Origin of the sequence: Tenacibaculum aestuariivivum, assembly GCF_964507685.1 — a bacterium.
GTDB classification, from domain to species: Bacteria; Bacteroidota; Bacteroidia; order Flavobacteriales; family Flavobacteriaceae; genus Polaribacter; species Polaribacter aestuariivivum.
Genome location: NZ_OZ208414.1, coordinates 1,524,060 through 1,545,273, shown reverse-complemented (window position 1 = coordinate 1,545,273; position 21,214 = coordinate 1,524,060). Strand labels below are relative to the sequence as shown.

The following is a 21,214-nucleotide window of genomic DNA, read 5'->3' as shown; positions in this document are numbered from 1 at the left end:
ATAAGCTTTATACCATATAAAATACATTGTTTTATTATGTTAGCACAACTAAATTATTTTTATGATTATAAAAGAAAAATTATATAAACAATGTGTTAACTATGTAGCTAAAAGAATGCAAACGGTTGAACAAATTATATCATCCAATCAAAAAGCATTACAATCTGAAACCAAAAGTTCAGCAGGCGATAAACACGAAACAGGTAGAGCTATGTTGCAGTTAGAAATGGAAAAAGCAGGGCAACAACTTGACGGGATTATACAAATGAAAACCATACTTTCAAAAATAAATCCGCAAGAGCTTTCTACAATTACTCATTTAGGTAGTGTAATTAAAACTACAAAAGCTTCTTTTTTTTTAAGTATTAGTTCAGGAAAAATTATTGTTGATGATGAAACTTATTTTGCAGTTTCTGTTTCATCGCCAATAGGAAATTTATTATTAGGTAAAAAAACAGGTGATACTTTTGTTTTTAATAATATTGAACAAAAAGTAATTTCAGTTTTTTAATAACTAAGTTTAAGATACATTTTTATTGAATTTTAATGATATTATTTCGTTTATTTCGATGTTTAAAGAATGCTTAAAAAATATATTCTGACTATTATAATTCGCTTCAATTAACCAATATGAACCTTTAAAATAACTATTTAAAACAATAGCTTTATCATCAGAATTTGTAACAATAACTATTTGATGCGGATATAATAAAACAACATTATTATCAATTTTAATTTCGTTTACATCATCAAATAAAGTGGCAATGTATTTTAATTTCGGGGTTTCGTACAATTTTTTTGGCGTATCATTTGCTATTATTTGACTGTTTTTAATAACAATCATTTTATCAGCAAAAGATAAAGCATCATTTCCTTCATGAGTTGCTATAATACAAGCAATATTTTTTTCTTTCAGATAAGAAAATAAGTTTCTACGTAATGAGTTTTTTTTGAAATTATCAATCTGTCCGAAAGGTTCATCTAGTAATAATAATTCAGGTTCTTTTGCTAAAGCCCTGGCAATTGCAACTCGTTGTTGTTGTCCGCCACTTAAATTTTTGACTTTTACGTTTGCAAATTCTGTCATTTCTATGACGTTTAATAATTCGTCGGTTCTTTTTTGCGATTCCTCAGGATAAAAACGAGATAAGAATTTTTTAATATTTTCGCTAACAGAAATAAATGGCATTAAATCAAAATCTTGAGCAACGTATTTAAAAAAATCGACACCCGGAACTAAATGATGTGCAGGTCCTAAAATTTGAAAATCGTTCCAAAATAAAGTTCCTTCGTTTAGGTTTAATAATCCGTAAATAGCTTTTAATAAAGTTGATTTTCCGCAACCACTTTCTCCTAAAAGACATAAATGTTCTCCTTTTTTAAGAGAGAAATTAATGTGTTTTAATGTTGTTTTTTCTTTAGAATATCCGAAAGTAATATTATTGACTTGTAACATATTGCAAAAGTATAATTTCTAGTTTATAAAAGTTGTAGATAGGCTTTTTTTAGTTTTATAAATATTGTTACTAAAGGTGTTTGCGTTAGCGATTGAAGCAATTGTTTGAGCTCTTTTTTATTTTTCTTTTGAAAAAATAAAAAAAGCGAGTGCGGAAAGCGCGACCCTTGTGGTAACGCCCAAATTATAAATACTCTCTTAAAAAATTAGGTATATAAAAAAACCGATACTTATGCATCGGTTTTTATAAATATTATTAATGACTTACTTTTTTATTTGATTTGGCAATTTTTCAAAGCCCATGTTATATAATGTGAATGCGAAAATATCAGCATATTGTTCGATAGTTTTAGCAACGGGAGTTCCAGCGCCATGACCAGCATTTGTTTCAATACGAATTAATACAGGATTTTCGCCTTGTTGCTTGTTTTGTAGTTCAGCAGCAAACTTAAAACTATGCGCAGGTACTACACGATCATCATGATCGCCAGTGGTTACCATAGTTGCAGGATACGCCACTTTTTGAACGTTGTGTACAGGAGAATACCCGTTTAAATAATCGAACATTTTTTTGTTATCGGCTGATGTTCCGTAATCATAAGCCCAACCTGCACCCGCAGTAAACGTATGATAACGTAACATATCTAAAACTCCAACGGCAGGCAAAGCGACTTTCATTAAATCAGGACGCTGTGTCATTGTTGCACCAACTAATAGTCCACCGTTTGAACCTCCGCGGATTGCTAAATAATCAGAAGAAGTATAATTTTCTTTGATTAAATATTCTGCTGCTGCAATAAAATCGTCAAACACATTTTGTTTTTTTAATTGCGTTCCTGCATCGTGCCATTTTTTACCATATTCGCCACCACCACGTAAATTAGGAACGGCATATACGCCGCCTTGCTCCATCCAAACGGCATTTGCAATGCTAAAAGCAGGTGTTAAACTTACATTAAATCCGCCATAACCGTATAAAATAGTTGGATTTTTACCGTTTAATTCTAACCCTTTTTTATAGGTAATTATCATCGGAACTTTTGTTCCGTCTTTTGATGTATAAAATATTTGCTTACTTTGATACCCATCAGCATTGAAAGAAATTTCAGGTTTCCAAAATAAAACATACGTTCCATCTGTTGGATTAAATTTATATGATGAGCTTGGTGTATTATAGTTTGTAAATGAAAAATAGATTTCTTTAGCTTTTGTTTTTCCGCCAAAACCACCAGCAGAACCAACACCAGGAAGTTTTACTTCACGGATTAATTTTCCATCAAAATCATATTGTAAAACTTTAGAAACAGCATCAACCATATATTCTGTAAAAAAATAACCAGCACCTGTTGATGGCGATAATACGTTTTCAGTTTCTGCAATAAAATCTGTCCAATTTTCTGGTGTTGGATTTTTAGCATCCACCGTTACTATTTTTTTATTTGGTGCATTTAAGTTGGTAACTAAATATAATTTATCGCCACGGCTGTCAATTACATACGTATCGTTATCGTAAGTATCTGTAATTGTAACTAACTTGCTGTTTGGAGTTGTTAAATCTTTTAAAAATAATTTATTTCCTGATGTTGAGGTTGCTGCAGAAATAATTAAATACTTATTATCTTCGGTTAAAGAACCGCCAACATACCTATTTTTTTCTTCGGATGTTGCTCCAAAAATAACTTTATCAGTTTTTTGTGGCGTATTTAAAGCATGATAATATAATTTGTGCTGGTCTGTTTTTGCTGATAACTCACTTCCTTCAGGCTTATCGTAGCTAGAATAATAAAAACCTTCGTTACCTTTCCAAGCAATTCCAGAGAATTTTACATCAATTAAAGTATCACCAATAATTTCTTTAGTTTCGGTATTTAAAACAATAATTTTTCGCCAATCGCTTCCTCCTTCAGAAATTGAATAGGCAACAATACTACCATCTTTAGTAAAACTTACTGAACCTAATGACGTTGTTCCATCTTTAGAAAAAGTATTTGGATTTAAGAATATTTCTTCTTTTCCTTCGGAATTTTTTCGGTATAAAACAGCTTGATTTTGTAAGCCGTCATTTTTATAAAAATAGGTATAGTCACCTTCTTTAAAAGGCGTTCCTAATTTTTCGTAATTCCATAATTCTGATAACCTATCTTTTAATTGCTCACGATACGGAATTTTACTTAAATAATTAAAAGTAACTTCATTTTCTGCTTTTACCCAATTTTCGGTTTCAATGCTTTTATCGTCTTCTAACCACCTATAGTTGTCAGTTATTTTAGTGTCAAAATAAGTATCTATTACAGGTTTTTGTGCAGTTTTAGGATATTTCACAGAAATGGTTTTTTTAAGTTGTTTTTCTTTTTGGCATGAAGTAAAAAGAATGCTAATGCTAAAAAGTAATAAAGTATTTTTTTTCATAATGTAAATTTTAATTACATACTTTCAAAGTTAGCCGAAATAACAATGAAAATAATGTTTTTATGATGATTTTAACACTAAACAGTACCTACTGTAATTTTAAACAAAAAAAATCGACTACCTTTATAATTGAAAGTTTTCAAATAAATAAGTAGTAAAAACAGATTAGAATGACAGAAAATTTAACAAAAGAAACTTTTTTAAAAAAAGTATTTAACTTCGAAGAAAATAAAGATTGGAAGTTTGAAGGAAATAAACCAGCATTGATTGATTTTTATGCCGATTGGTGTGGCCCTTGTAAAGCTTTAGCTCCTGTTTTAGAACAGTTAAGTAATGAGTATGAAGGTAAAATTGATATTTATAAAATTGATACTGAAGCTGAGCAAGAACTAGCTGCGGCTTTTGATATTCGTAGCATACCATCAATGTTATTTTGTCCTGTAGGTGAAACTCCTCAAATGGCAAATGGGGCATTACCAAAAACACAGTTAGAACAAATTATAAAAGATGTATTAAAGGTAGAAAAATAAAACTTAAAATAAGTTTAAAAAGTGATGTGAAAGCATCACTTTTTTTATGTAAAAAGGTTAAAATAGGAAACTGTGTGAGTATCACTACTCAAGCTTATTTTTTATTTTTAATTACTTGTTTTACAGTTGTTTGTATTTTTTTGTAAATGCTTAAATTTTCTCTTTTTTTTCATTTTGTTGAAAACTTCAAGGAATTTGTGAATAAGTAAAGCTTTTAGTTTTTAGCAAATTTTTCAATCTTTGTTAACCCCTATGAAAATAAAATAATCACTAAAAAATTAGTATAAATAATGGCTGCCATCGAACCGATTTTACAAGAAAATAAAGATAGATTTGTGATTTTTCCAATTCAACATGATGATTTATGGGATTGGTATAAAAAACAACAAGCTTGTTTTTGGACTGCCGAAGAAATTGATTTATCTGTAGATATTACAGATTGGGAAACTAAATTAACAGAAGATGAACGTTATTTTATTAAACACGTTTTAGCTTTTTTTGCAGCTTCTGATGGAATTGTAAATGAAAATTTAGCAGAAAACTTTGTAAATGAAGTACAATACTCAGAAGCAAAATTTTTCTACGGATTTCAAATAATGATGGAAAATGTACATTCAGAAACCTATTCATTATTAATAGATACGTATGTAAAAAATGAAATAGAAAAAGATCAATTATTTAAAGCAATTGAAATTTTTCCTGCTATTAAAAAGAAGGCTGACTGGGCATTAAAATGGATAGAATCTGATTCATTTGCAGAACGTTTAATTGCTTTTGCTGCCGTTGAAGGTATTTTCTTTTCTGGGTCTTTCTGTTCTATTTTCTGGTTAAAGAAAAGAGGGTTATTACCTGGGTTAGCTTTTTCGAACGAATTAATTTCTAGAGATGAAGGAATGCATTGTGATTTTGCTGTTCATTTACACAATCATCACATTGTAAATAAAGTACCTAAAAACCGTATTCGTGAAATTATTTTAGATGCCTTAACTATTGAAAGAGAATTTATTACAGAGTCATTACCTGTAAGTTTAATAGGTATGAATGCTAAATTAATGACACAGTATTTAGAATACGTAACTGATAGGCTGTTATTAGAGTTTGGTTGCGATAAAGAATATAATTCAACCAACCCGTTTGACTTTATGGAAATGATTTCATTAGAGGGTAAAACAAACTTTTTTGAAAAAAGAGTATCAGAGTATCAAAAAGCAGGAGTATCATCAGGAGGTACAGGTGATATTAGTTTTGATGCTGATTTTTAAATAACAATACTACTGCTAAGCCCCCTACATGCGGTAATTTTACACTATTATAAGTTTCTATTAAGAAACAATTTTTATTAAACGACACGTATAATTTTTTATTAAATTATACGTATCCACAAAATTAAAACCAACAACAATATGTATGTAGCTAAGAGAGATGGGAAAAAGGAGCTTGTAATGTTTGATAAGATCACTGCAAGGATAAAAAAAATGTGTTATGGATTAAATAATATTGTAGATCCAGTAAAAGTAGCCATGCGCGTTATTGAAGGTTTATATGATGGGGTAACTACTTCTGAATTGGATAACTTAGCCGCAGAAGTTGCCGCTACAATGACTACTGCACATCCTGATTATGCCAAATTAGCCGCAAGAATTGCTGTATCTAACTTACATAAAAACACCAAAAAATCGTTCTCAGAAACGATGATTGATTTATATGAATACGAGAACCCTCGTACTCAAAAAAAATCGCCTTTATTAGCCGATGATGTATATGATATTATTATCAAAAATGCTGATAAATTAGATTCTACTATTATTTATAGTCGTGATTTTAATTATGATTATTTTGGGTTTAAAACCTTAGAACGTTCTTACTTATTAAAATTAAACGGAGTTATTGTAGAGCGTCCACAACATATGTTAATGCGTGTATCAATAGGTATTCATAAAGATGATATTGAAGAAGCAATTGCTACGTATGAGTTAATGAGTAAAAAATATTTTACACATGCAACACCAACATTGTTTAATGCAGGTACCCCTAAACCACAAATGTCGTCTTGCTTTTTATTACAAATGCAAGATGATAGTATTGAAGGCATTTATGATACTTTAAAACAAACAGCAAAAATATCGCAATCAGCAGGTGGTATAGGTTTGTCTTTACATAATATTCGTGCAACAGGAAGTTATATTGCAGGCACTAACGGTACCTCAAATGGTATTGTACCAATGTTAAAAGTATTTAATGACACGGCACGTTATGTAGATCAAGGAGGAGGAAAACGTAAAGGTTCTTTCGCTATGTATTTAGAACCTTGGCATGCTGATATTTATGATTTTTTAGATTTAAAGAAAAATCATGGTAAAGAAGAAATGAGAGCGCGTGATTTATTTTATGCCATGTGGATTTCTGATTTATTTATGGAACGTGTACAAAATGATGCAGATTGGACCTTAATGTGTCCGCAAGAATGCCCAAATTTATTTGACACTTATGGTGAAGAATTTGAGCGTTTGTATAAAGGTTATGAAGCTGCAGGCAAAGGTAGAAAAACCATTAAAGCACGTGATTTATGGGAAAAAATATTAGAATCGCAAATTGAAACAGGTACTCCGTACATGTTATATAAAGATGCAGCTAACCGTAAATCAAATCAAAAGAATTTAGGAACCATCCGTTCTTCAAATTTATGTACTGAAATTATGGAATACACTGCTAAAGATGAGGTAGCAGTATGTAACTTAGCATCTATAGCGGTACCAATGTTTGTTGGAGAAGATAAGAATGGAGATAAGTTTTTTGATCACAAAAAATTATATAAAGTAACCAAAAAGGTAATTAGAAACTTAGACACGGTAATTGATAGAAATTATTACCCTGTTGTAGAAGCTGAGAACTCTAATGTTCGTCACCGTCCGGTAGGATTAGGAATTCAAGGACTAGCTGATGCTTTTATTATGTTACGTTTACCATTTACATCAGATGAAGCAAAAAAACTAAATCAAGAAATATTTGAAACCTTATATTTTGCAGCAGTAACTTCATCAATGGAAATTGCAAAAGCAAAAGAACCGTACTCTACCTTTAAAGGTTCGCCAATGTCGAAAGGAGAATTTCAGCACAATATGTGGGGAATTAAAGAAGCAGATTTAAGCGGTCGTTGGGATTGGAATGGTTTGCGTAAAGAGGTAATGAAACATGGTGTACGTAATTCGTTATTAGTAGCACCAATGCCAACAGCATCAACTTCTCAAATTTTAGGAAACAATGAAGCTTTTGAGCCATATACCTCTAATATATATACTCGTAGAGTATTATCGGGAGAGTTTATTGTTGTAAACAAACATTTGTTAGAAGATTTAGTAGCGTTAAACTTATGGAATAATAGCATGAAGGAAGATATTATGCGTGCAAACGGATCTATACAACATATTGCGACTATTCCACAAGATTTAAAAGATTTATATAGAACGGTTTGGGAAATGAGTATGAAAGATATTATTGATATGGCACGCCATAGAGGATATTTTATCGATCAATCTCAATCGTTAAACTTATTTATGAAAGACCCTGATTATGGAAAACTTACTTCAATGCATTTTTATGCATGGAAAAGTGGTTTAAAAACAGGAATGTATTATTTACGTACAAAATCGGCAGTAAATGCAAAACAGTTTACCTTAAATATTGATAAAACAGCTGATGTTATTAGTGAAGATAAACCAATGAATGCAGCAGAATTTAAAGCAATGGTTGATGCTTCTAAAAATGGAGCACCAGACGATGATTGTTTAATGTGTGGTTCTTAAAAACCATAAAACTAAATTAAAAGTGATAAAAGAGGAGTCGAAAGGCTTCTCTTTTTAAAGAAGAATTAAAATGATTTTGCTGAGGGAGTAAATATAAAGCATAAAAAAAAGGAACATAATTAAATATTCCTCTTGATTTTTTTAATATTTTTTGGATTCGGCCCCAATAATATTCCAAAGTTAGAGAAGAAGAGATTACCTCATCTCTGATTTTGTTTTTCAAAAGTACAAAACAAAGATCTTTCTATCAAGTTAAATATTTATAAAATAAATATAATGTAGCATAAAGCCCATAAAAACAACTAGGGAGCTACGTAAAATTGTTATTAACAAATAAAATAGAATTGTTAATAGGTATAAAAAATAAATATATGAACAGAGATATTTTTGTGAAATCAATCAATGATAGATTGGTGGTAAGAGTTACTTATGTAACAAATAACAAGAGAGTTTTAACAAGGAAATGTATTCCTTTTGATATTGGACCAAGCACAAAATTCAAAGATAAATCAATTAGATATCATTTTTTAGATTTGAATGGTCCCAAAGGAGCGCATAATTTACCGTTATTACCAGGTAGAGTTTTAAATATTGAGCTTACTGACTTATATTTTGAGCCATCAAAATATATTAAATGGAAGCCTAATTGGTTTTTGAAAAGAAATTGGGGTAAATATTCATAAAAGTAAAAAAAGAGAAGCTGAAAGGCTTCTCTTTTTTTGTAAATTTGAAGGATGAAAAATAGTATTATAATAACAGTATTACTTTTTACGCTAAGTGTAAGTTCTCAAAACTGTAATAATAATTTATATGGTAACTTTAAGGTAGTAGGTAAATCAATGTACACATCGTTTACATTTGATGCTAACGGAAAAGTAGCTATAGCACCATTTACTAAAATTAACGCAAATTATTTTCATAGAAATGATAGTTTGTTTGTATATCCTGACAAAGGGCTTTTAATATTTAAAATAATAAATAGCAAAACCCTAAAAGGCGTTGGTAAATGGACAAAAGATGTATTGTGGGTTAAAAACATTAATAAAACTGTTGTAAATAACAGAAAAAATAATAAAAAAGCACATACACAAGCCCAGTTATTAAGTACATTTTATAACCTGCAAAAAGCACATTCAAAAACAAGTCTTTTAACATACACCAAAAACAACGTAAGCCAATACAATAATTTATGCGAGCAAAATGTGGTACAATCGTGTATGTTACTTTTAAAAAGAGAACAAGCTATTAGTAAATTAGAAAAATTACTAAAACAAAATACTAAAACAAACACCACGTTAATTAATTACGCAAAACAAGCATTTATTTTAGGAAATTATGATGCATACGCACATTTAGGAGCCTATTATATTTCAATAAATAAAAAACAAAAGGGAATAACTTACCTAAAAAAGGCTTACAATAAAGGAAGTGCAAAAGCATTTAATATGTTAATAGATTTAGATTTATTATAAAATGGATACAATGAACTGGGAACAACTCCTATCTTTAAAACGTTTTGGTGATATCCAAAAGCGTGAACGCATACAACAAGACGAAACCCGTATAGGTTTTGAGGTAGATTTTGATAGAATCATATTTTCATCAGCCTTTCGAAGCCTTCAAGATAAAACACAAGTAATACCACTTTCTAAAACCGATTTTGTACACACACGGTTAACACACAGTTTAGAGGTGTCAGTAGTAGGTAGAACTTTAGGTAGAAGAGTAGGGCAGGTGTTATTAGAGCGGCATCCAAACTTAAAAAAATTAGGATACACTTTTAATGATTTTGGAGCCATTGTAGCCACAGCATCTGTAATGCACGACATCGGAAACCCTCCATTTGGGCATTCTGGAGAAAAAGCTATCGGAGAATATTTTAAAACAGGCAAGGGGTTGCAATATAAAAACCAACTTACTGAAAAAGAATATCAAGATTTAATTGATTTTGAAGGAAATGCAAACGGATTTAAAATTTTAACAGAAAATAATCAAGCAACCCAAGGAGGGTTACGCTTATCATACGCAACTTTAGGTGCGTTTATGAAATACCCTAAAGAGTCACTTCCAAAAAAACCAACTAACCATATTGTTGATAAAAAATATGGCTTTTTTCAATCAGAAAAATTAGCTTTTATTGACCTTGTAGATAATTTAGGTTTAAGAAAAAAAGAAAGCGAAGGAATTTCTTATTACCGTCACCCATTAGCCTATTTAGTAGAAGCTGCAGATGATATTTGTTACACAATTATTGATTTTGAAGACGGTATTAATCTTGGGTTAATTGATGAAGACTATGCTTTAGAGTATATGATCAAATTAGTTAAAGATACTATTGATAGTAAAAAATATTACTCATTAAAACACACGAAAGACCGAGTAAGTTATTTAAGAGCCTTAGCCATAGGCGTATTAATTAATGAAGCTGTTGATATTTTTTTAGAAAATGAAGTCGCTATTTTAAAAGGAAATTTTCAAAAGTCGTTATTAGAAAAATGCAAATATGAAGCACAAATAAACGATATTATTAAAATTAGTGTTGATAAAATTTACCGTAGTAAAGATGTTGTTGAAAAAGAAGTAGCTGGTTATAAAATTATTGCAGATTTATTAAACGTATTTGTAACTGCATTAAACAATAAGTTTGAAGGTACGGCATCGAATTATGATATTTTAATTTTAAATTTATTACCTAAACAATACCAACAAGAAAAAGAAAGTTTATATGCCCGAATTATGCAAATATGTAGTTACGTAGCAGGCCTGTCAGATGGTTTTGCAATTCGGTTATTTCAAAAAACAAAAGGAAATATTACATAGTTTATAAAAGTAGTTAGTAGCTATTTCCCGCTTTTCGCACTCGCTCTTTGCAAGGAGCTCAAACAAATGCTACAATCGGGGCTAAGCTTATACATAAAGTGTATGGCTTTTTAATAAGCTTATATTTTTTATAAAGTATACAAAAAGTATATTTATCATAAAAAATACAGTGTAATTACACTCTATTTTTTATGATAAATATCTTAATCGTTTTTTCTCTTTTCAGCAATAACTTCTAATTCATCATACCAATTTTGACCAAATTTTCTTATCAAAGCCTGTTTTACAAATTTATAAACAGGTACTTGCAATTCTTTACCTAAAGAGCAAGCATCATCACAAATATCCCATTTATCATAATTAACAGCAGTAAACTCACTGTATTCTTTAATTCTAACAGGGTATAAATGACATGAAACTGGTTTTTTCCAAGTTACAACACCTTGGTTATAAGCTTCTTCAATAGCACATAACGCCGTGTTTTTATCATCAAAAATAACATAAGCACAATCGGCACCATTAATTAAAGGAGTTTCTAGCTCACCAAAATCACCAGTAACCCAAACACCTTGTTTTTCAATAGCATCAATACCTTCTTTTCGAAGAAATGGTTTAATTTTAGGATAAATATCTTCTAAAATTTTTGTTTCTTCTTTTTCTAATGGAGCTCCAGCATCACCATCAATACAACAAGCACCTTTACAGGCAGAAATATTACAAACAAAATCCTTATCAATAATATCTTCTGAAACAAGAGTTTTTCCTAATTGGAACATAAAAATAGTTTAAGTTAGAAGTTTACAAAAACTTCATATAAAATTTAAATGCAAAAATAACAGATTGTAGCATTACTTATATTATTTTGCGCTTGAAAAACAAAATATTATGGATTTTAACACCAAACAAATTTTTACAGCCTTTATGGTATTGTTTGCAGTAATTGATATTATAGGTAATATTCCTATTATTATTGATTTGCGAAAAAAAGTAGGACACATACAATCTGAAAAAGCTTCGGTTATAGCAGGTTTTATTATGATAGTATTTTTGTTTTTAGGTAAAGAATTATTAGCCGTAATTGGAGTAGATGTACATTCTTTTGCAGTTGCAGGTGCATTTATTTTATTTTTTATTGCTTTAGAAATGATTTTAGGAATTACTTTGTATAAAGATGATGAGGATGAAACCATAACGGCAACTGTTTTTCCGCTTGCATTTCCTTTAATAGCAGGACCTGGTAGTTTAACAACCTTACTTTCTTTAAGAGCAGAGTTTGACATACAAAATATTATTATAGCTGTTTTATTAAATGTGGTGCTTATTTATTTAGTATTAAAAACATCAGCAAAAATTGAAAGAATTATAGGTAATAACGGTATTAAAATTATTAGAAAAATTTTTGGAGTAATTTTATTAGCAATAGCAGTACGATTATTTGCAGAAAATATAAAAGTATTATTAGCCTAAATGAATTTTGATGTATTAATTATAGGAGGAGGAGTTTCAGGAATGCAATGTGCCTTGGTTTTAGGGTCAGCGCATAAAAAAGAGTATGCCAAAGATAAAAAAGTAGGTATTTTAATGCATCAAAGAGCTTCTCATTTAAAAGATGCTTTATTTAATAATGTTTTAGGTGTAGCTGAAGGAACTTTAGGAAGTGATATTTTAATTGAAGGAAAAGCACAATTAAAAAAGCAATATCCATTAGTATCTCAAATTGAAAATGAAAAAGTAATTGCTGTTTTAGATAATGAAAACGGTTATAAAATTATAACCAATAAAAGTGAATATTACAGCAAATTGGTTGTTGTTGCACTAAATTATTCAAAACCGTTTGAAATAGGAGGTTTAGAACAATATATAGAGCCACATATGCGAGCAAATGTGATGAAAGATAGAGTACAGCTTCGTAATTTTAATCACTTAATAAAAGAAGGTTTATATGTTTGCGGAACTTTAGCTGGTTGGCGTAGTCAGTTTGCAATAGCAGCTGGTAGCGGAGCAAGTGTAGCTACTGATATATTAACTATTTGGAATAATCATACCCCAACAAAAATACACGATAAAATTACCGTTTAGTTTTATATATAAGTACTATTGGTTTGTTTTTAAGTGAGCCAATAGTATTTTTTTATAGGTTCTACCAATGGGTAAATTTTTAGAATCGATAAAAATATTTGTTCCTGTAAATTTTACTATTTTTTTGATATTTACAATATACGATTTATGAATCTGTATAAATTGAGTATCATTTAAAGTGTCTTTCCAATTTTTTAAAGAATCAATTATGGTTAATTTTTTATCCGTAGTAAAAAAAGTTACATAATTTCTGTCTGATTCTAAGTACAAAATATCATCAATATAAACTTTATGAATTGTTTTATCGACATTTAAAAAGAGTGCTTCTTTCTTTTTTTCTTCGGATGAATTTAACTGTTTTTCAACTTTAGAAACTGCTTTTAAAAATCTATCAAAAGAAAAAGGTTTTACTAAATAATCGACAATAGTATCTAGTTCAAAACTTGATACAGCATAAACAGGATAAGCAGTTGTAATAATTATTTTTGGAGGATTTTTAATCGTTTTTATAAAATCTAATCCAGAAATATCGGGTAAATTAATATCTAAAAAAACAGTACTTACTGTATTATTTTTTAAAAACTCATTAGCCTTTATAGCAGTTTGAAAAGTAGCAATTACTTCTAAATCTGGAATTTTACGAATGTAGTTTTTAATAATATATTGAGCAGGAAGTTCATCTTCAATAATAATACAATCCATAATTATTTATACTAAGTTTAAGGTTAATGATACTGTAAAAATATCTGTAGCATCAATAGATAATTCATAGTTGTTTTTATACAATAAATTCAATCGCTTTTTTAAATTTTCTAAGCCAATAGTATTGGTGTTTTTTATCTTTTTGATATCATAATTATTCGTACAAATACAGGTTAATTTATTTTTATCAGCCTTAATTATTATTGAGATATTACTATTAACTATACTGTGTTTAAAAGCATTTTCAATAATTGTAATCAATAATAATGGTGCTATTTTATAATTTTCAGAATCTGTTGAAGTCTGATAATTTATTTCTTTGAGTCCTTCGGTTCTAATTTTATGGAAAATTATATAATTATCTAAAAACTGAATTTCTTTAGCTAAGCTTACTTTTTCTGAATTACTTTCATATAAAACATGCTTTAAATTATCTGACAATTTTAAAATTAAATCGGGTGCTTTTTCGGGTTTTTCAATAGCATAAGCATAAATAGTATTTAGGTTATTGAATAGCACATGCGGATTTATTTGCGATTTTAAAAACTTTAATTCCATGACTGTTTTTTCTTGTTGAATTCTTTCAACTTCTTCAGATTGATTTATATATCGAAATAACACCCATATAAATGAAAAAAATAATAAAGGTGTTAAAGTTTGCCATAAATAATCACTTAAACATTTCATAACTGAACATCCGCAACGTGCAAAAACATAGCAATACAGTTGTGTTGCTAAAAATGAAATCAGCATAAAAATAAAGCTATATAATATATACCATTTCTTCTTTACAAAAAAAGGTAACAGTACTTGATTATTTGTGTAAACAATAATAACAAGGATAAAAAAATATTGTAAAAATGGATTTTCAGCCCAATAATAGCGTGTAAATACAAATAATGATACAAAGGTAAAAAGTAGCCAAAAAAGTACGTGAATTAATGCCTGAGCACTATTTTTTTTATTTAGTTTAATCATATTAATGTAAGTAACTAAAATTTACTGATTCAACAAAATAATAAGTACTAAATGCTATTTGTTAAGTACATACTGCTATTTTATTCTTTTAATTGTAGTTGATATAAGTTTTTAGGATGTATATACTTTGTTTTTTTTATGAAGGATAAAAAAAAATACATTTGAAGTAAATAATACTAAAACTTTAATAATATGAAAACAATTTTAACATTATCGGCTGTTTTTTTAATGGCATTATCTGTAAATGCACAAGAATTTAAATTTCTAGCAGAATCTATTGATTACGGAAAAATTACACAAGGTTCTGAAAAAAATCGTGTATTTGAGTTTACAAATATTGGTGATGCTCCTTTAATAATTAAACAAGTTGTTTCTACTTGTGGATGTGCTGTTCCAAAGAAACCCGAAAATCCTATTATGCCAGGTAAAAAAGGTAAAATAGCTGTTTCTTACGACACGAATAGAGTAGGAGGTTTTTCTAAAATGTTTACCATTGTTTCTAATGCCAAAACAAAAAGTAAACGAATAAAAATTAAAGGGCATGTAAGTGCTAAAAATACATTAGCTTCTAAATAAGTTTTAAACAAAAAATCCTGAGTGAAAACTCGGGATTTTTTATTTATATAAAATGTTAAATAATAGCTATTTTTATAACTCTTTAGCATCTAATTTAGTAAAAACATTTAATATTGTTTGAATAGCATCAACTGTAAATAGTTTATCTATTTTTTCATAAGTATCTGTAGCTTTATGATAATCTTCATGATCTGGTACGCCAAAATATATAAAAGGAATCTCTTTTTGATGAAATGCTGCATGATCGCTAGAGTTTGTCCAATTTTCTGAGTTATCTAAACCTTCATGTCCTGTAAGTAATTCAACTTCTCCAACTTTATCTAATGACGTTATTGTTTCTTTTAATATTGGCGTATAACGAGTTCCTACAGCAAATAATTTTTTAGTATTACTTCTTGAAATCATATCAAAATTCAAGTTTAATACTATCTTATTTAAATCAATTATAGAATTATCTGCATAATAATAAGCACCTTTTAAACTTATTTCTTCAGCATCAAAAGCGGCTAATATGATATTATGTTTTGGAGGGTGTTTTTGAAAATATTCAGCAAATGCAAATAAACTAGCAACACCTGAAGCATTATCATCAGCACCATTAAATATTTTTCCGTTGATAATACCTAAATGATCGTAATGAGCAGATAATACAATGTATTTATCAGTATGAGTTGTTCCTTTAATAAGTCCTAAAACATTAATAGCATTATATGTCTCTGTTCCTTTATTAAAAGTAAAAGGTTGTTCGAAGTTTTTAAGAAGTGGAGTTACATCGAGTTTCTTAAAACGTTCTTTTATATAATTTTTAGCACTTGTTGCTCCTTGAGTACCTGTTTTTCTACCTTCAAATTCATCAGAAGATAAAACTTTAATATCATTTAATATTAAATCGGTTGTAAACTGATATTTTGAAGTTGGTGTAGTTTCTTGTATTTCTGATTTACAAGAAATTAAAAAAACTGTTAAAATAGTTAGAATTAAAAATTGTAATTTTTTCATGATTGGTTAAATAAATTGAATGCAAAATTAAACAAAAAAATCCCGAGTGAAAACTCGGGATTTTTAATTTATATAAAAAAAGGATTTATCCTTTTAAACTAGCTTTCATAAACTCAGTATTCATACGAGCAATGTTTTCTAGTGAAATTCCTTTTGGGCATTCCACTTCACAAGCTCCCGTATTGGTACAGTTACCAAAACCTTCAGCATCCATTTGAGCTACCATATTTAAAACACGATCAGTAGCTTCAATTTGTCCTTGAGGTAACAATGCATATTGACTTACTTTAGCCCCAACAAATAACATTGCAGAAGAGTTTTTACATGTAGCAACACAAGCGCCACAACCAATACAAGTTGCAGCATCCATTGCTTTATCGGCAGCTTCTTTAGAAATAGGAATACTGTTTGCGTCTTGAGTATTACCTGATGTGTTTACTGAAATATATCCACCAGCTTGTTGAATACGTTCAAAAGAACTTCTATCAACAACTAAATCTTTTATTACAGGAAAAGCAGCGGCTCTAAATGGTTCAATAGTAATTGTATCACCATCTTTAAACATACGCATGTGTAATTGACACGTAGTTACACCTCTATCAGGCCCATGAGCTTCACCATTAATATACATAGAACACATACCGCAAATTCCTTCACGACAATCATGATCAAATGCAACAGGTTCATCACCTTTATTAATTATTTGCTCGTTAAGTACATCCATCATTTCTAAGAAAGACATATGCTCAGAGATGTCGGTTACTTGGTAATCGACCATCTTTCCTTTATCACTTGCGTTTTTTTGACGCCAAATTTTAAGTGTTAAATTCATAATATCTTCTTATTTGTATGAACGTTGTTTTAATTCAATATCGTTAAACTCTAATTCTTCTTTGTGTAAAACTGCATTAGCAGGCTCACCTTTGTACTCCCATGCAGCTACGTAAGCAAAATCTTTATCGTTACGTTTAGCTTCACCTTTTTGTAACCCGTCTAATTCAACAGATTCTTCTCTAAAGTGACCTCCACATGATTCATTTCTATTTAAAGCATCTTTGGCAAATAATTCACCTAATTCAAGGAAATCTGCTACACGACCTGCTTTTTCTAATTCAGGATTCATTTCATTCGAACTACCAGGAACTGTTACATTTTTCCAGAAATCTTCACGTAATGCTTTAATTTCAGCCATAGCTTCAATTAAACCTTTTTCGTTACGAGACATTCCACATTTTTCCCACATAATTTTCCCTAATTTCTTGTGGTAATAATCTACAGAATGTTGTCCTTTATTATTTACAAAGAAATTGATACGTTCTGTAACATCTTTTTCAGCTTGATCAAACTCTTTGGTATCAGTAGAAATTTTTCCTGTTCTAATATCTTTAGATAAATAATCTCCAATGGTATAAGGCAATACGAAATAACCATCTGCTAAACCTTGCATTAATGCAGAAGCTCCTAAACGGTTGGCACCGTGATCAGAGAAATTTGCTTCTCCGATACAGTACAATCCATCAACAGTAGTCATTAAGTTATAATCAACCCAAACACCACCCATTGTATAGTGAGTTGCAGGATAAATCATCATTGGTGTTTTGTAAGGGTCTTCATCTACAATTTTTTCATACATTTGAAATAAGTTACCATATTTTGCTTCTACGATAGCTTGCCCTAATTCATATACTTTTGCTTCTGAAGGGTTTGTTATGTTATGAATTTTTGCTTGTTCTTTACCGTAACGATTAATGGCAGATTTAAAATCTAAATACACTGCTTCACCAGTAGCATTTACACCATAACCGGCATCACAACGCTCTTTTGCTGCACGAGAGGCAACATCACGTGGTACTAAGTTACCAAAGGCAGGATATCTTCTTTCTAAATAGTAATCTCTTTCGTTTTCAGATAAATCAGTAGGTTTTTTACGGCCTTCTCTAATTGCTTTTACATCATCTAAATTTTTTGGTACCCAAATACGACCATCGTTACGTAATGATTCTGACATTAACGTTAACTTTGATTGATAATCACCTGAACGAGGAATACAAGTAGGGTGAATTTGTGTATAACAAGGATTTGCAAAAAATGCTCCTTTTTTATGGATTTTCCAAGCTGCAGTAGCATTAGAACCCATTGCATTTGTCGATAAGAAATATACATTTCCGTATCCACCAGTAGCAATTACAACAGCATGTGCTGAATGACGCTCAATTTCACCAGTAACTAAGTTACGAGCGATAATTCCACGGGCTTTTCCATCAACTTTAACAACGTCTAACATTTCATGACGATTGAACATTTCAATCTTACCACGAGCAATTTGACGGTTCATTGCAGAATAAGCACCTAATAATAATTGTTGTCCTGTTTGTCCTTTAGCATAAAAAGTACGAGATACTAATACACCACCAAACGAACGGTTATCTAACAAACCACCATAATCACGAGCAAAAGGAACTCCTTGTGCCACACATTGATCAATAATATTTGCAGAAACTTCAGCTAAACGATATACGTTAGCTTCACGAGAACGGTAATCTCCACCCTTTACAGTATCATAAAATAATCTGTAAAAAGAATCTCCATCACCTTGATAATTTTTTGCTGCATTAATTCCACCTTGTGCTGCAATTGAATGCGCTCTACGAGGAGAATCTTGATAAGCAAATGCTTTTACGTTGTATCCTAATTCAGCTAAAGTTGCTGAAGCAGAACCACCCGCTAATCCAGTACCTACAACAATAACGTCAATATTACGTTTGTTTGCCGGATTTACTAAATCGATATGATTTTTATAATCTGTCCATTTATCTTTTAATGGACCTTTTGGAATTTTTGAATCTAAAGCCATACTAGTTTCGTATTAATGATTGAAGTAATGAAATAATGCAATGATGATAAACCCAACAGGAATACCAATTGCATACACTTTACAAAATGTTTTCAATCCTTTAGTGTATTTGTTGTTTGCTCCAACCGATTGGAATGCTGAAGTAAACCCGTGTAATAAGTGTAATGCTAAAAATACAAAAGCTACGATATACGCCACAACTCTAAGTGGATTTACGAATTTTTCTTGTAACTCATGAAAGTATCGAGTAGGATCTTCTGGCAACATAGCAATATACTTATGATTAATTTCTGGAAACCAAAAATCAATAAAGTGTAATACTACGAATGCTAAAATAGCCGCTCCAGACCATATCATGTTTCTACTCATCCAAGTAGAATTTGCGCCTCCGTTGTTTTTTGCATAACTTACATTACGTGCACTGTTGTTTTTTACTTCTAAGACGAACCCCATTACAAAATGAAAAACTACACCAAAAATTAGGACCGGTTGCATAACATATTGAATTAACGGGTTAGTTCCCATAAAATGAGATAACTTGTTAAATGTTGCTCCGTTGTCAGGAAAAATTGAGGTGATGTTTATTACAAAATGTTGTAGTAAGAAGAACATCAAGAAGAACGCCGAAAGTGCCATGGCAAATTTTCTTCCAATAGAAGATTTTAATAATCCCATTATTTTGTTTGTTTATATATATATAATAAACAAATTTAAGAGCTACAGGCTACTTGTACAAACTTTACGAATTTTTTTATCAAATATTTAGAATGGGTTTAAATAGGGGGTGTGTAAAGTTTATTTTAACACTGTATTTATTTCGTTTTTTTAATTTTATACATTTTTTTTAAAATTAATAACATTCAGTTAAAACCACTTTTTCTTTTTGAAAAATAAAAGCATACTTATTGCAATAAGTATCATAATAAACCACATTATAAAATAACTGTATTTGTAAGATAGTTCTGGTATATATTCAAAATTAGTACCGTAAATACCTGCTATAAATGTTAGAGGGATAAATATTACAGAAAAAACGGTTAAAAATTTCATAATATCATTTAACTTACTAGTAATGGTTGTATGATATATATTAAGATGATCTGATAATATTTCTCGATAACTATCAGAAGCATCATTGGCTTGGCTTATATTATCTTCTAATTCTTTAAAATGTACATAGGTGTTTTCTGTAATAAAATCAGAGTCTGTTTTTGCTAATGAAAAAATCATTTCTTTTGCTGGTTTTATACTTTTTCTTAAAAAATTCAACTCTCGTTTGTAATTATTAATTTCATTAATAATATTTTTATTAGGGTTTAATAAAAGATTTTCTTCAATAGTTTCAATTTTATCACCTAAAATGCTAATTACATACAAATAATTGTCAACAACAATATCTAATAAAGCAAATGTTAAATAATCAGTTCCACCTGTGCGCACTCTTTTTTTCTGCTTTCTTATACGTTCTCTAACAGGTTCAAATACATCACCTTTTTGTTCCTGAAATGAAATTAACATTGTTTTTGTAAGAATTAAGCTTAAATTTTCAACAACTATTTTGTTGCTTTTTTCACTTAACATTAGCATTTTAATGGTTATAAGTGTGCAGTTATCGTATTCTATAACCCTTGGTCTAGCATCAGTATTTAAAACCTCTGCTATAACTAAAGTATCTAGGTTAAATGCAGTGCTAATTTCTTTCATAACACTTGTGTTATGAAGCCCGTCTACATTTAGCCAAGTTACAGTATCTTTATATTGAAGCTGACTAATTTCTTGTATTGTTTTTGTACTGTCTTCAGTTAAATTTTGAGCATCAAAATCAATGACTCTTAGTAAAATTTTATTTGTTTTTTTCTCTCCTCTAAAAATCAATTCATCGGGTGAAAGTCCAATATCTTGCTTCTTTTTTTTTATGTATCGTGTCATATTTTTTTGAACATAAGCTTTTTTTGACTAAAATTATTCAAAGTTATAAGAAATCATATTAAATGAATTCTTTTTTTGG

20 protein-coding genes are annotated in these 21,214 nt (G+C 29.7%); 10 read left to right on the top strand and 10 right to left on the bottom strand.

All coding sequences use genetic code 11. The features are described 5' to 3' along the window. Positions 1 to 61 precede the first annotated feature (61 nt). The gene (locus ACN5J4_RS06840; protein WP_418649266.1) at positions 62 to 511 is read left to right on the top strand and encodes a 3-oxoacyl-ACP synthase; all 450 of its coding nucleotides are present in this window, start codon (positions 62 to 64) and stop codon (positions 509 to 511) included. 9 nt (positions 512 to 520) lie between these two features. On the opposite strand, the gene ACN5J4_RS06835 is transcribed toward ACN5J4_RS06840, so the two are convergent. Together ACN5J4_RS06835 and ACN5J4_RS06830 are read right to left on the bottom strand one after the other, a co-directional pair. Beyond that, complete coding sequence (locus ACN5J4_RS06835; RefSeq protein ID WP_418649265.1) at positions 521 to 1,456, bottom strand: ABC transporter ATP-binding protein; 936 nt, start codon at positions 1,454 to 1,456, stop codon at positions 521 to 523. A gap of 264 nt (positions 1,457 to 1,720) precedes the next feature. Then, positions 1,721 to 3,865: a prolyl oligopeptidase family serine peptidase gene (locus ACN5J4_RS06830; protein ID WP_418649264.1), complete on the bottom strand. Its 2,145-nt coding sequence runs from the start codon at positions 3,863 to 3,865 to the stop codon at positions 1,721 to 1,723. Positions 3,866 to 4,035: 170 nt separating this feature from the next. Here ACN5J4_RS06830 and trxA point away from each other — a divergent pair, with 170 nt between their 5' ends. From trxA to ACN5J4_RS06800, 6 genes are all read left to right on the top strand, one after another. Beyond that, a complete protein-coding gene (gene trxA, locus ACN5J4_RS06825) occupies positions 4,036 to 4,395 on the top strand; it encodes a thioredoxin (RefSeq protein WP_418649263.1) in 360 nt (119 codons plus the stop codon). A gap of 290 nt (positions 4,396 to 4,685) precedes the next feature. Then, positions 4,686 to 5,657, top strand: a complete 972-nt coding sequence (locus ACN5J4_RS06820) for a ribonucleotide-diphosphate reductase subunit beta (protein WP_418649262.1) — start codon at positions 4,686 to 4,688, stop codon at positions 5,655 to 5,657. A gap of 141 nt (positions 5,658 to 5,798) precedes the next feature. Further along, complete coding sequence (locus tag ACN5J4_RS06815; RefSeq protein ID WP_418649261.1) at positions 5,799 to 8,198, top strand: ribonucleoside-diphosphate reductase subunit alpha; 2,400 nt, start codon at positions 5,799 to 5,801, stop codon at positions 8,196 to 8,198. Between the two features lie 371 nt (positions 8,199 to 8,569). Beyond that, positions 8,570 to 8,881, top strand: coding sequence for a hypothetical protein (locus tag ACN5J4_RS06810; protein ID WP_418649260.1), 312 nt, complete (start codon positions 8,570 to 8,572; stop codon positions 8,879 to 8,881). Between the two features lie 51 nt (positions 8,882 to 8,932). Then, on the top strand, positions 8,933 to 9,670 hold the full coding sequence (locus ACN5J4_RS06805; RefSeq protein ID WP_418649259.1) for a hypothetical protein: 738 nt from the start codon (positions 8,933 to 8,935) through the stop codon (positions 9,668 to 9,670). Between the two features lie 10 nt (positions 9,671 to 9,680). Next, complete coding sequence (locus tag ACN5J4_RS06800; protein WP_418651148.1) at positions 9,681 to 11,018, top strand: deoxyguanosinetriphosphate triphosphohydrolase; 1,338 nt, start codon at positions 9,681 to 9,683, stop codon at positions 11,016 to 11,018. Positions 11,019 to 11,221: 203 nt separating this feature from the next. Here the strand turns inward: ACN5J4_RS06800 and ACN5J4_RS06795 are convergent, their stop codons facing one another. Further along, the gene (locus ACN5J4_RS06795; protein WP_418649258.1) at positions 11,222 to 11,794 is read right to left on the bottom strand and encodes a DUF3109 family protein; all 573 of its coding nucleotides are present in this window, start codon (positions 11,792 to 11,794) and stop codon (positions 11,222 to 11,224) included. Positions 11,795 to 11,903: 109 nt separating this feature from the next. Between ACN5J4_RS06795 and ACN5J4_RS06790 the strand changes: the two genes are divergently transcribed. After that, positions 11,904 to 12,485, top strand: coding sequence for a MarC family protein (locus ACN5J4_RS06790; protein WP_418649257.1), 582 nt, complete (start codon positions 11,904 to 11,906; stop codon positions 12,483 to 12,485). Next, complete coding sequence (locus ACN5J4_RS06785; protein ID WP_418649256.1) at positions 12,486 to 13,097, top strand: NAD(P)/FAD-dependent oxidoreductase; 612 nt, start codon at positions 12,486 to 12,488, stop codon at positions 13,095 to 13,097. 15 nt (positions 13,098 to 13,112) lie between these two features. On the opposite strand, the gene ACN5J4_RS06780 is transcribed toward ACN5J4_RS06785, so the two are convergent. Both ACN5J4_RS06780 and ACN5J4_RS06775 read right to left on the bottom strand, forming a co-directional pair. Further along, a complete protein-coding gene (locus ACN5J4_RS06780) occupies positions 13,113 to 13,799 on the bottom strand; it encodes a LytR/AlgR family response regulator transcription factor (protein ID WP_418649255.1) in 687 nt (228 codons plus the stop codon). Between the two features lie 6 nt (positions 13,800 to 13,805). Beyond that, a complete protein-coding gene (locus tag ACN5J4_RS06775) occupies positions 13,806 to 14,777 on the bottom strand; it encodes a sensor histidine kinase (RefSeq protein WP_418649254.1) in 972 nt (323 codons plus the stop codon). Positions 14,778 to 14,969: 192 nt separating this feature from the next. Between ACN5J4_RS06775 and ACN5J4_RS06770 the strand changes: the two genes are divergently transcribed. Then, the gene (locus tag ACN5J4_RS06770; protein WP_418649253.1) at positions 14,970 to 15,353 is read left to right on the top strand and encodes a DUF1573 domain-containing protein; all 384 of its coding nucleotides are present in this window, start codon (positions 14,970 to 14,972) and stop codon (positions 15,351 to 15,353) included. 72 nt (positions 15,354 to 15,425) lie between these two features. Here the strand turns inward: ACN5J4_RS06770 and ACN5J4_RS06765 are convergent, their stop codons facing one another. The 5 genes from ACN5J4_RS06765 to corA form a co-directional block, all read right to left on the bottom strand. Further along, entirely contained in the window at positions 15,426 to 16,352 is a 927-nt protein-coding gene (locus ACN5J4_RS06765) for a M28 family peptidase (protein WP_418649252.1), read from the bottom strand. 85 nt (positions 16,353 to 16,437) lie between these two features. Next, entirely contained in the window at positions 16,438 to 17,184 is a 747-nt protein-coding gene (locus ACN5J4_RS06760) for a succinate dehydrogenase/fumarate reductase iron-sulfur subunit (protein WP_418649251.1), read from the bottom strand. A 9-nt stretch (positions 17,185 to 17,193) separates the two neighbouring features. Then, positions 17,194 to 19,206, bottom strand: coding sequence for a fumarate reductase/succinate dehydrogenase flavoprotein subunit (locus tag ACN5J4_RS06755; protein ID WP_418649250.1), 2,013 nt, complete (start codon positions 19,204 to 19,206; stop codon positions 17,194 to 17,196). Between the two features lie 12 nt (positions 19,207 to 19,218). Next, complete coding sequence (locus tag ACN5J4_RS06750) at positions 19,219 to 19,884, bottom strand: succinate dehydrogenase cytochrome b subunit (RefSeq protein ID WP_418651147.1); 666 nt, start codon at positions 19,882 to 19,884, stop codon at positions 19,219 to 19,221. A gap of 186 nt (positions 19,885 to 20,070) precedes the next feature. After that, positions 20,071 to 21,135 carry a magnesium/cobalt transporter CorA gene (gene corA, locus ACN5J4_RS06745; RefSeq protein ID WP_418649249.1) on the bottom strand — a complete coding sequence of 355 codons (1,065 nt, stop codon included), beginning with the start codon at positions 21,133 to 21,135 and terminating at the stop codon, positions 20,071 to 20,073. Positions 21,136 to 21,214: the final 79 nt, after the last annotated feature.

Bases quoted from the DNA above. Each gene is read 5' to 3' on its own strand.
- ACN5J4_RS06775 (WP_418649254.1), bottom strand. From the start codon at position 14,777: ATGATTAAACTAAATAAAAAAAATAGTGCTCAGGCATTAATTCACGTA.
- ACN5J4_RS06795 (WP_418649258.1), bottom strand. From the start codon at position 11,794: ATGTTCCAATTAGGAAAAACTCTTGTTTCAGAAGATATTATTGATAAG.
- ACN5J4_RS06840 (WP_418649266.1), top strand. From the start codon at position 62: ATGATTATAAAAGAAAAATTATATAAACAATGTGTTAACTATGTAGCT.
- trxA (WP_418649263.1), top strand. From the start codon at position 4,036: ATGACAGAAAATTTAACAAAAGAAACTTTTTTAAAAAAAGTATTTAAC.
- ACN5J4_RS06755 (WP_418649250.1), bottom strand. From the start codon at position 19,206: ATGGCTTTAGATTCAAAAATTCCAAAAGGTCCATTAAAAGATAAATGG.
- ACN5J4_RS06765 (WP_418649252.1), bottom strand. From the start codon at position 16,352: ATGAAAAAATTACAATTTTTAATTCTAACTATTTTAACAGTTTTTTTA.
- ACN5J4_RS06815 (WP_418649261.1), top strand. From the start codon at position 5,799: ATGTATGTAGCTAAGAGAGATGGGAAAAAGGAGCTTGTAATGTTTGAT.
- ACN5J4_RS06780 (WP_418649255.1), bottom strand. From the start codon at position 13,799: ATGGATTGTATTATTATTGAAGATGAACTTCCTGCTCAATATATTATT.
- ACN5J4_RS06830 (WP_418649264.1), bottom strand. From the start codon at position 3,865: ATGAAAAAAAATACTTTATTACTTTTTAGCATTAGCATTCTTTTTACT.
- ACN5J4_RS06835 (WP_418649265.1), bottom strand. From the start codon at position 1,456: ATGTTACAAGTCAATAATATTACTTTCGGATATTCTAAAGAAAAAACA.
- ACN5J4_RS06760 (WP_418649251.1), bottom strand. From the start codon at position 17,184: ATGAATTTAACACTTAAAATTTGGCGTCAAAAAAACGCAAGTGATAAA.
- ACN5J4_RS06805 (WP_418649259.1), top strand. From the start codon at position 8,933: ATGAAAAATAGTATTATAATAACAGTATTACTTTTTACGCTAAGTGTA.
- ACN5J4_RS06800 (WP_418651148.1), top strand. From the start codon at position 9,681: ATGAACTGGGAACAACTCCTATCTTTAAAACGTTTTGGTGATATCCAA.
- ACN5J4_RS06820 (WP_418649262.1), top strand. From the start codon at position 4,686: ATGGCTGCCATCGAACCGATTTTACAAGAAAATAAAGATAGATTTGTG.
- ACN5J4_RS06810 (WP_418649260.1), top strand. From the start codon at position 8,570: ATGAACAGAGATATTTTTGTGAAATCAATCAATGATAGATTGGTGGTA.
- ACN5J4_RS06790 (WP_418649257.1), top strand. From the start codon at position 11,904: ATGGATTTTAACACCAAACAAATTTTTACAGCCTTTATGGTATTGTTT.
- ACN5J4_RS06785 (WP_418649256.1), top strand. From the start codon at position 12,486: ATGAATTTTGATGTATTAATTATAGGAGGAGGAGTTTCAGGAATGCAA.
- corA (WP_418649249.1), bottom strand. From the start codon at position 21,135: ATGACACGATACATAAAAAAAAAGAAGCAAGATATTGGACTTTCACCC.
- ACN5J4_RS06770 (WP_418649253.1), top strand. From the start codon at position 14,970: ATGAAAACAATTTTAACATTATCGGCTGTTTTTTTAATGGCATTATCT.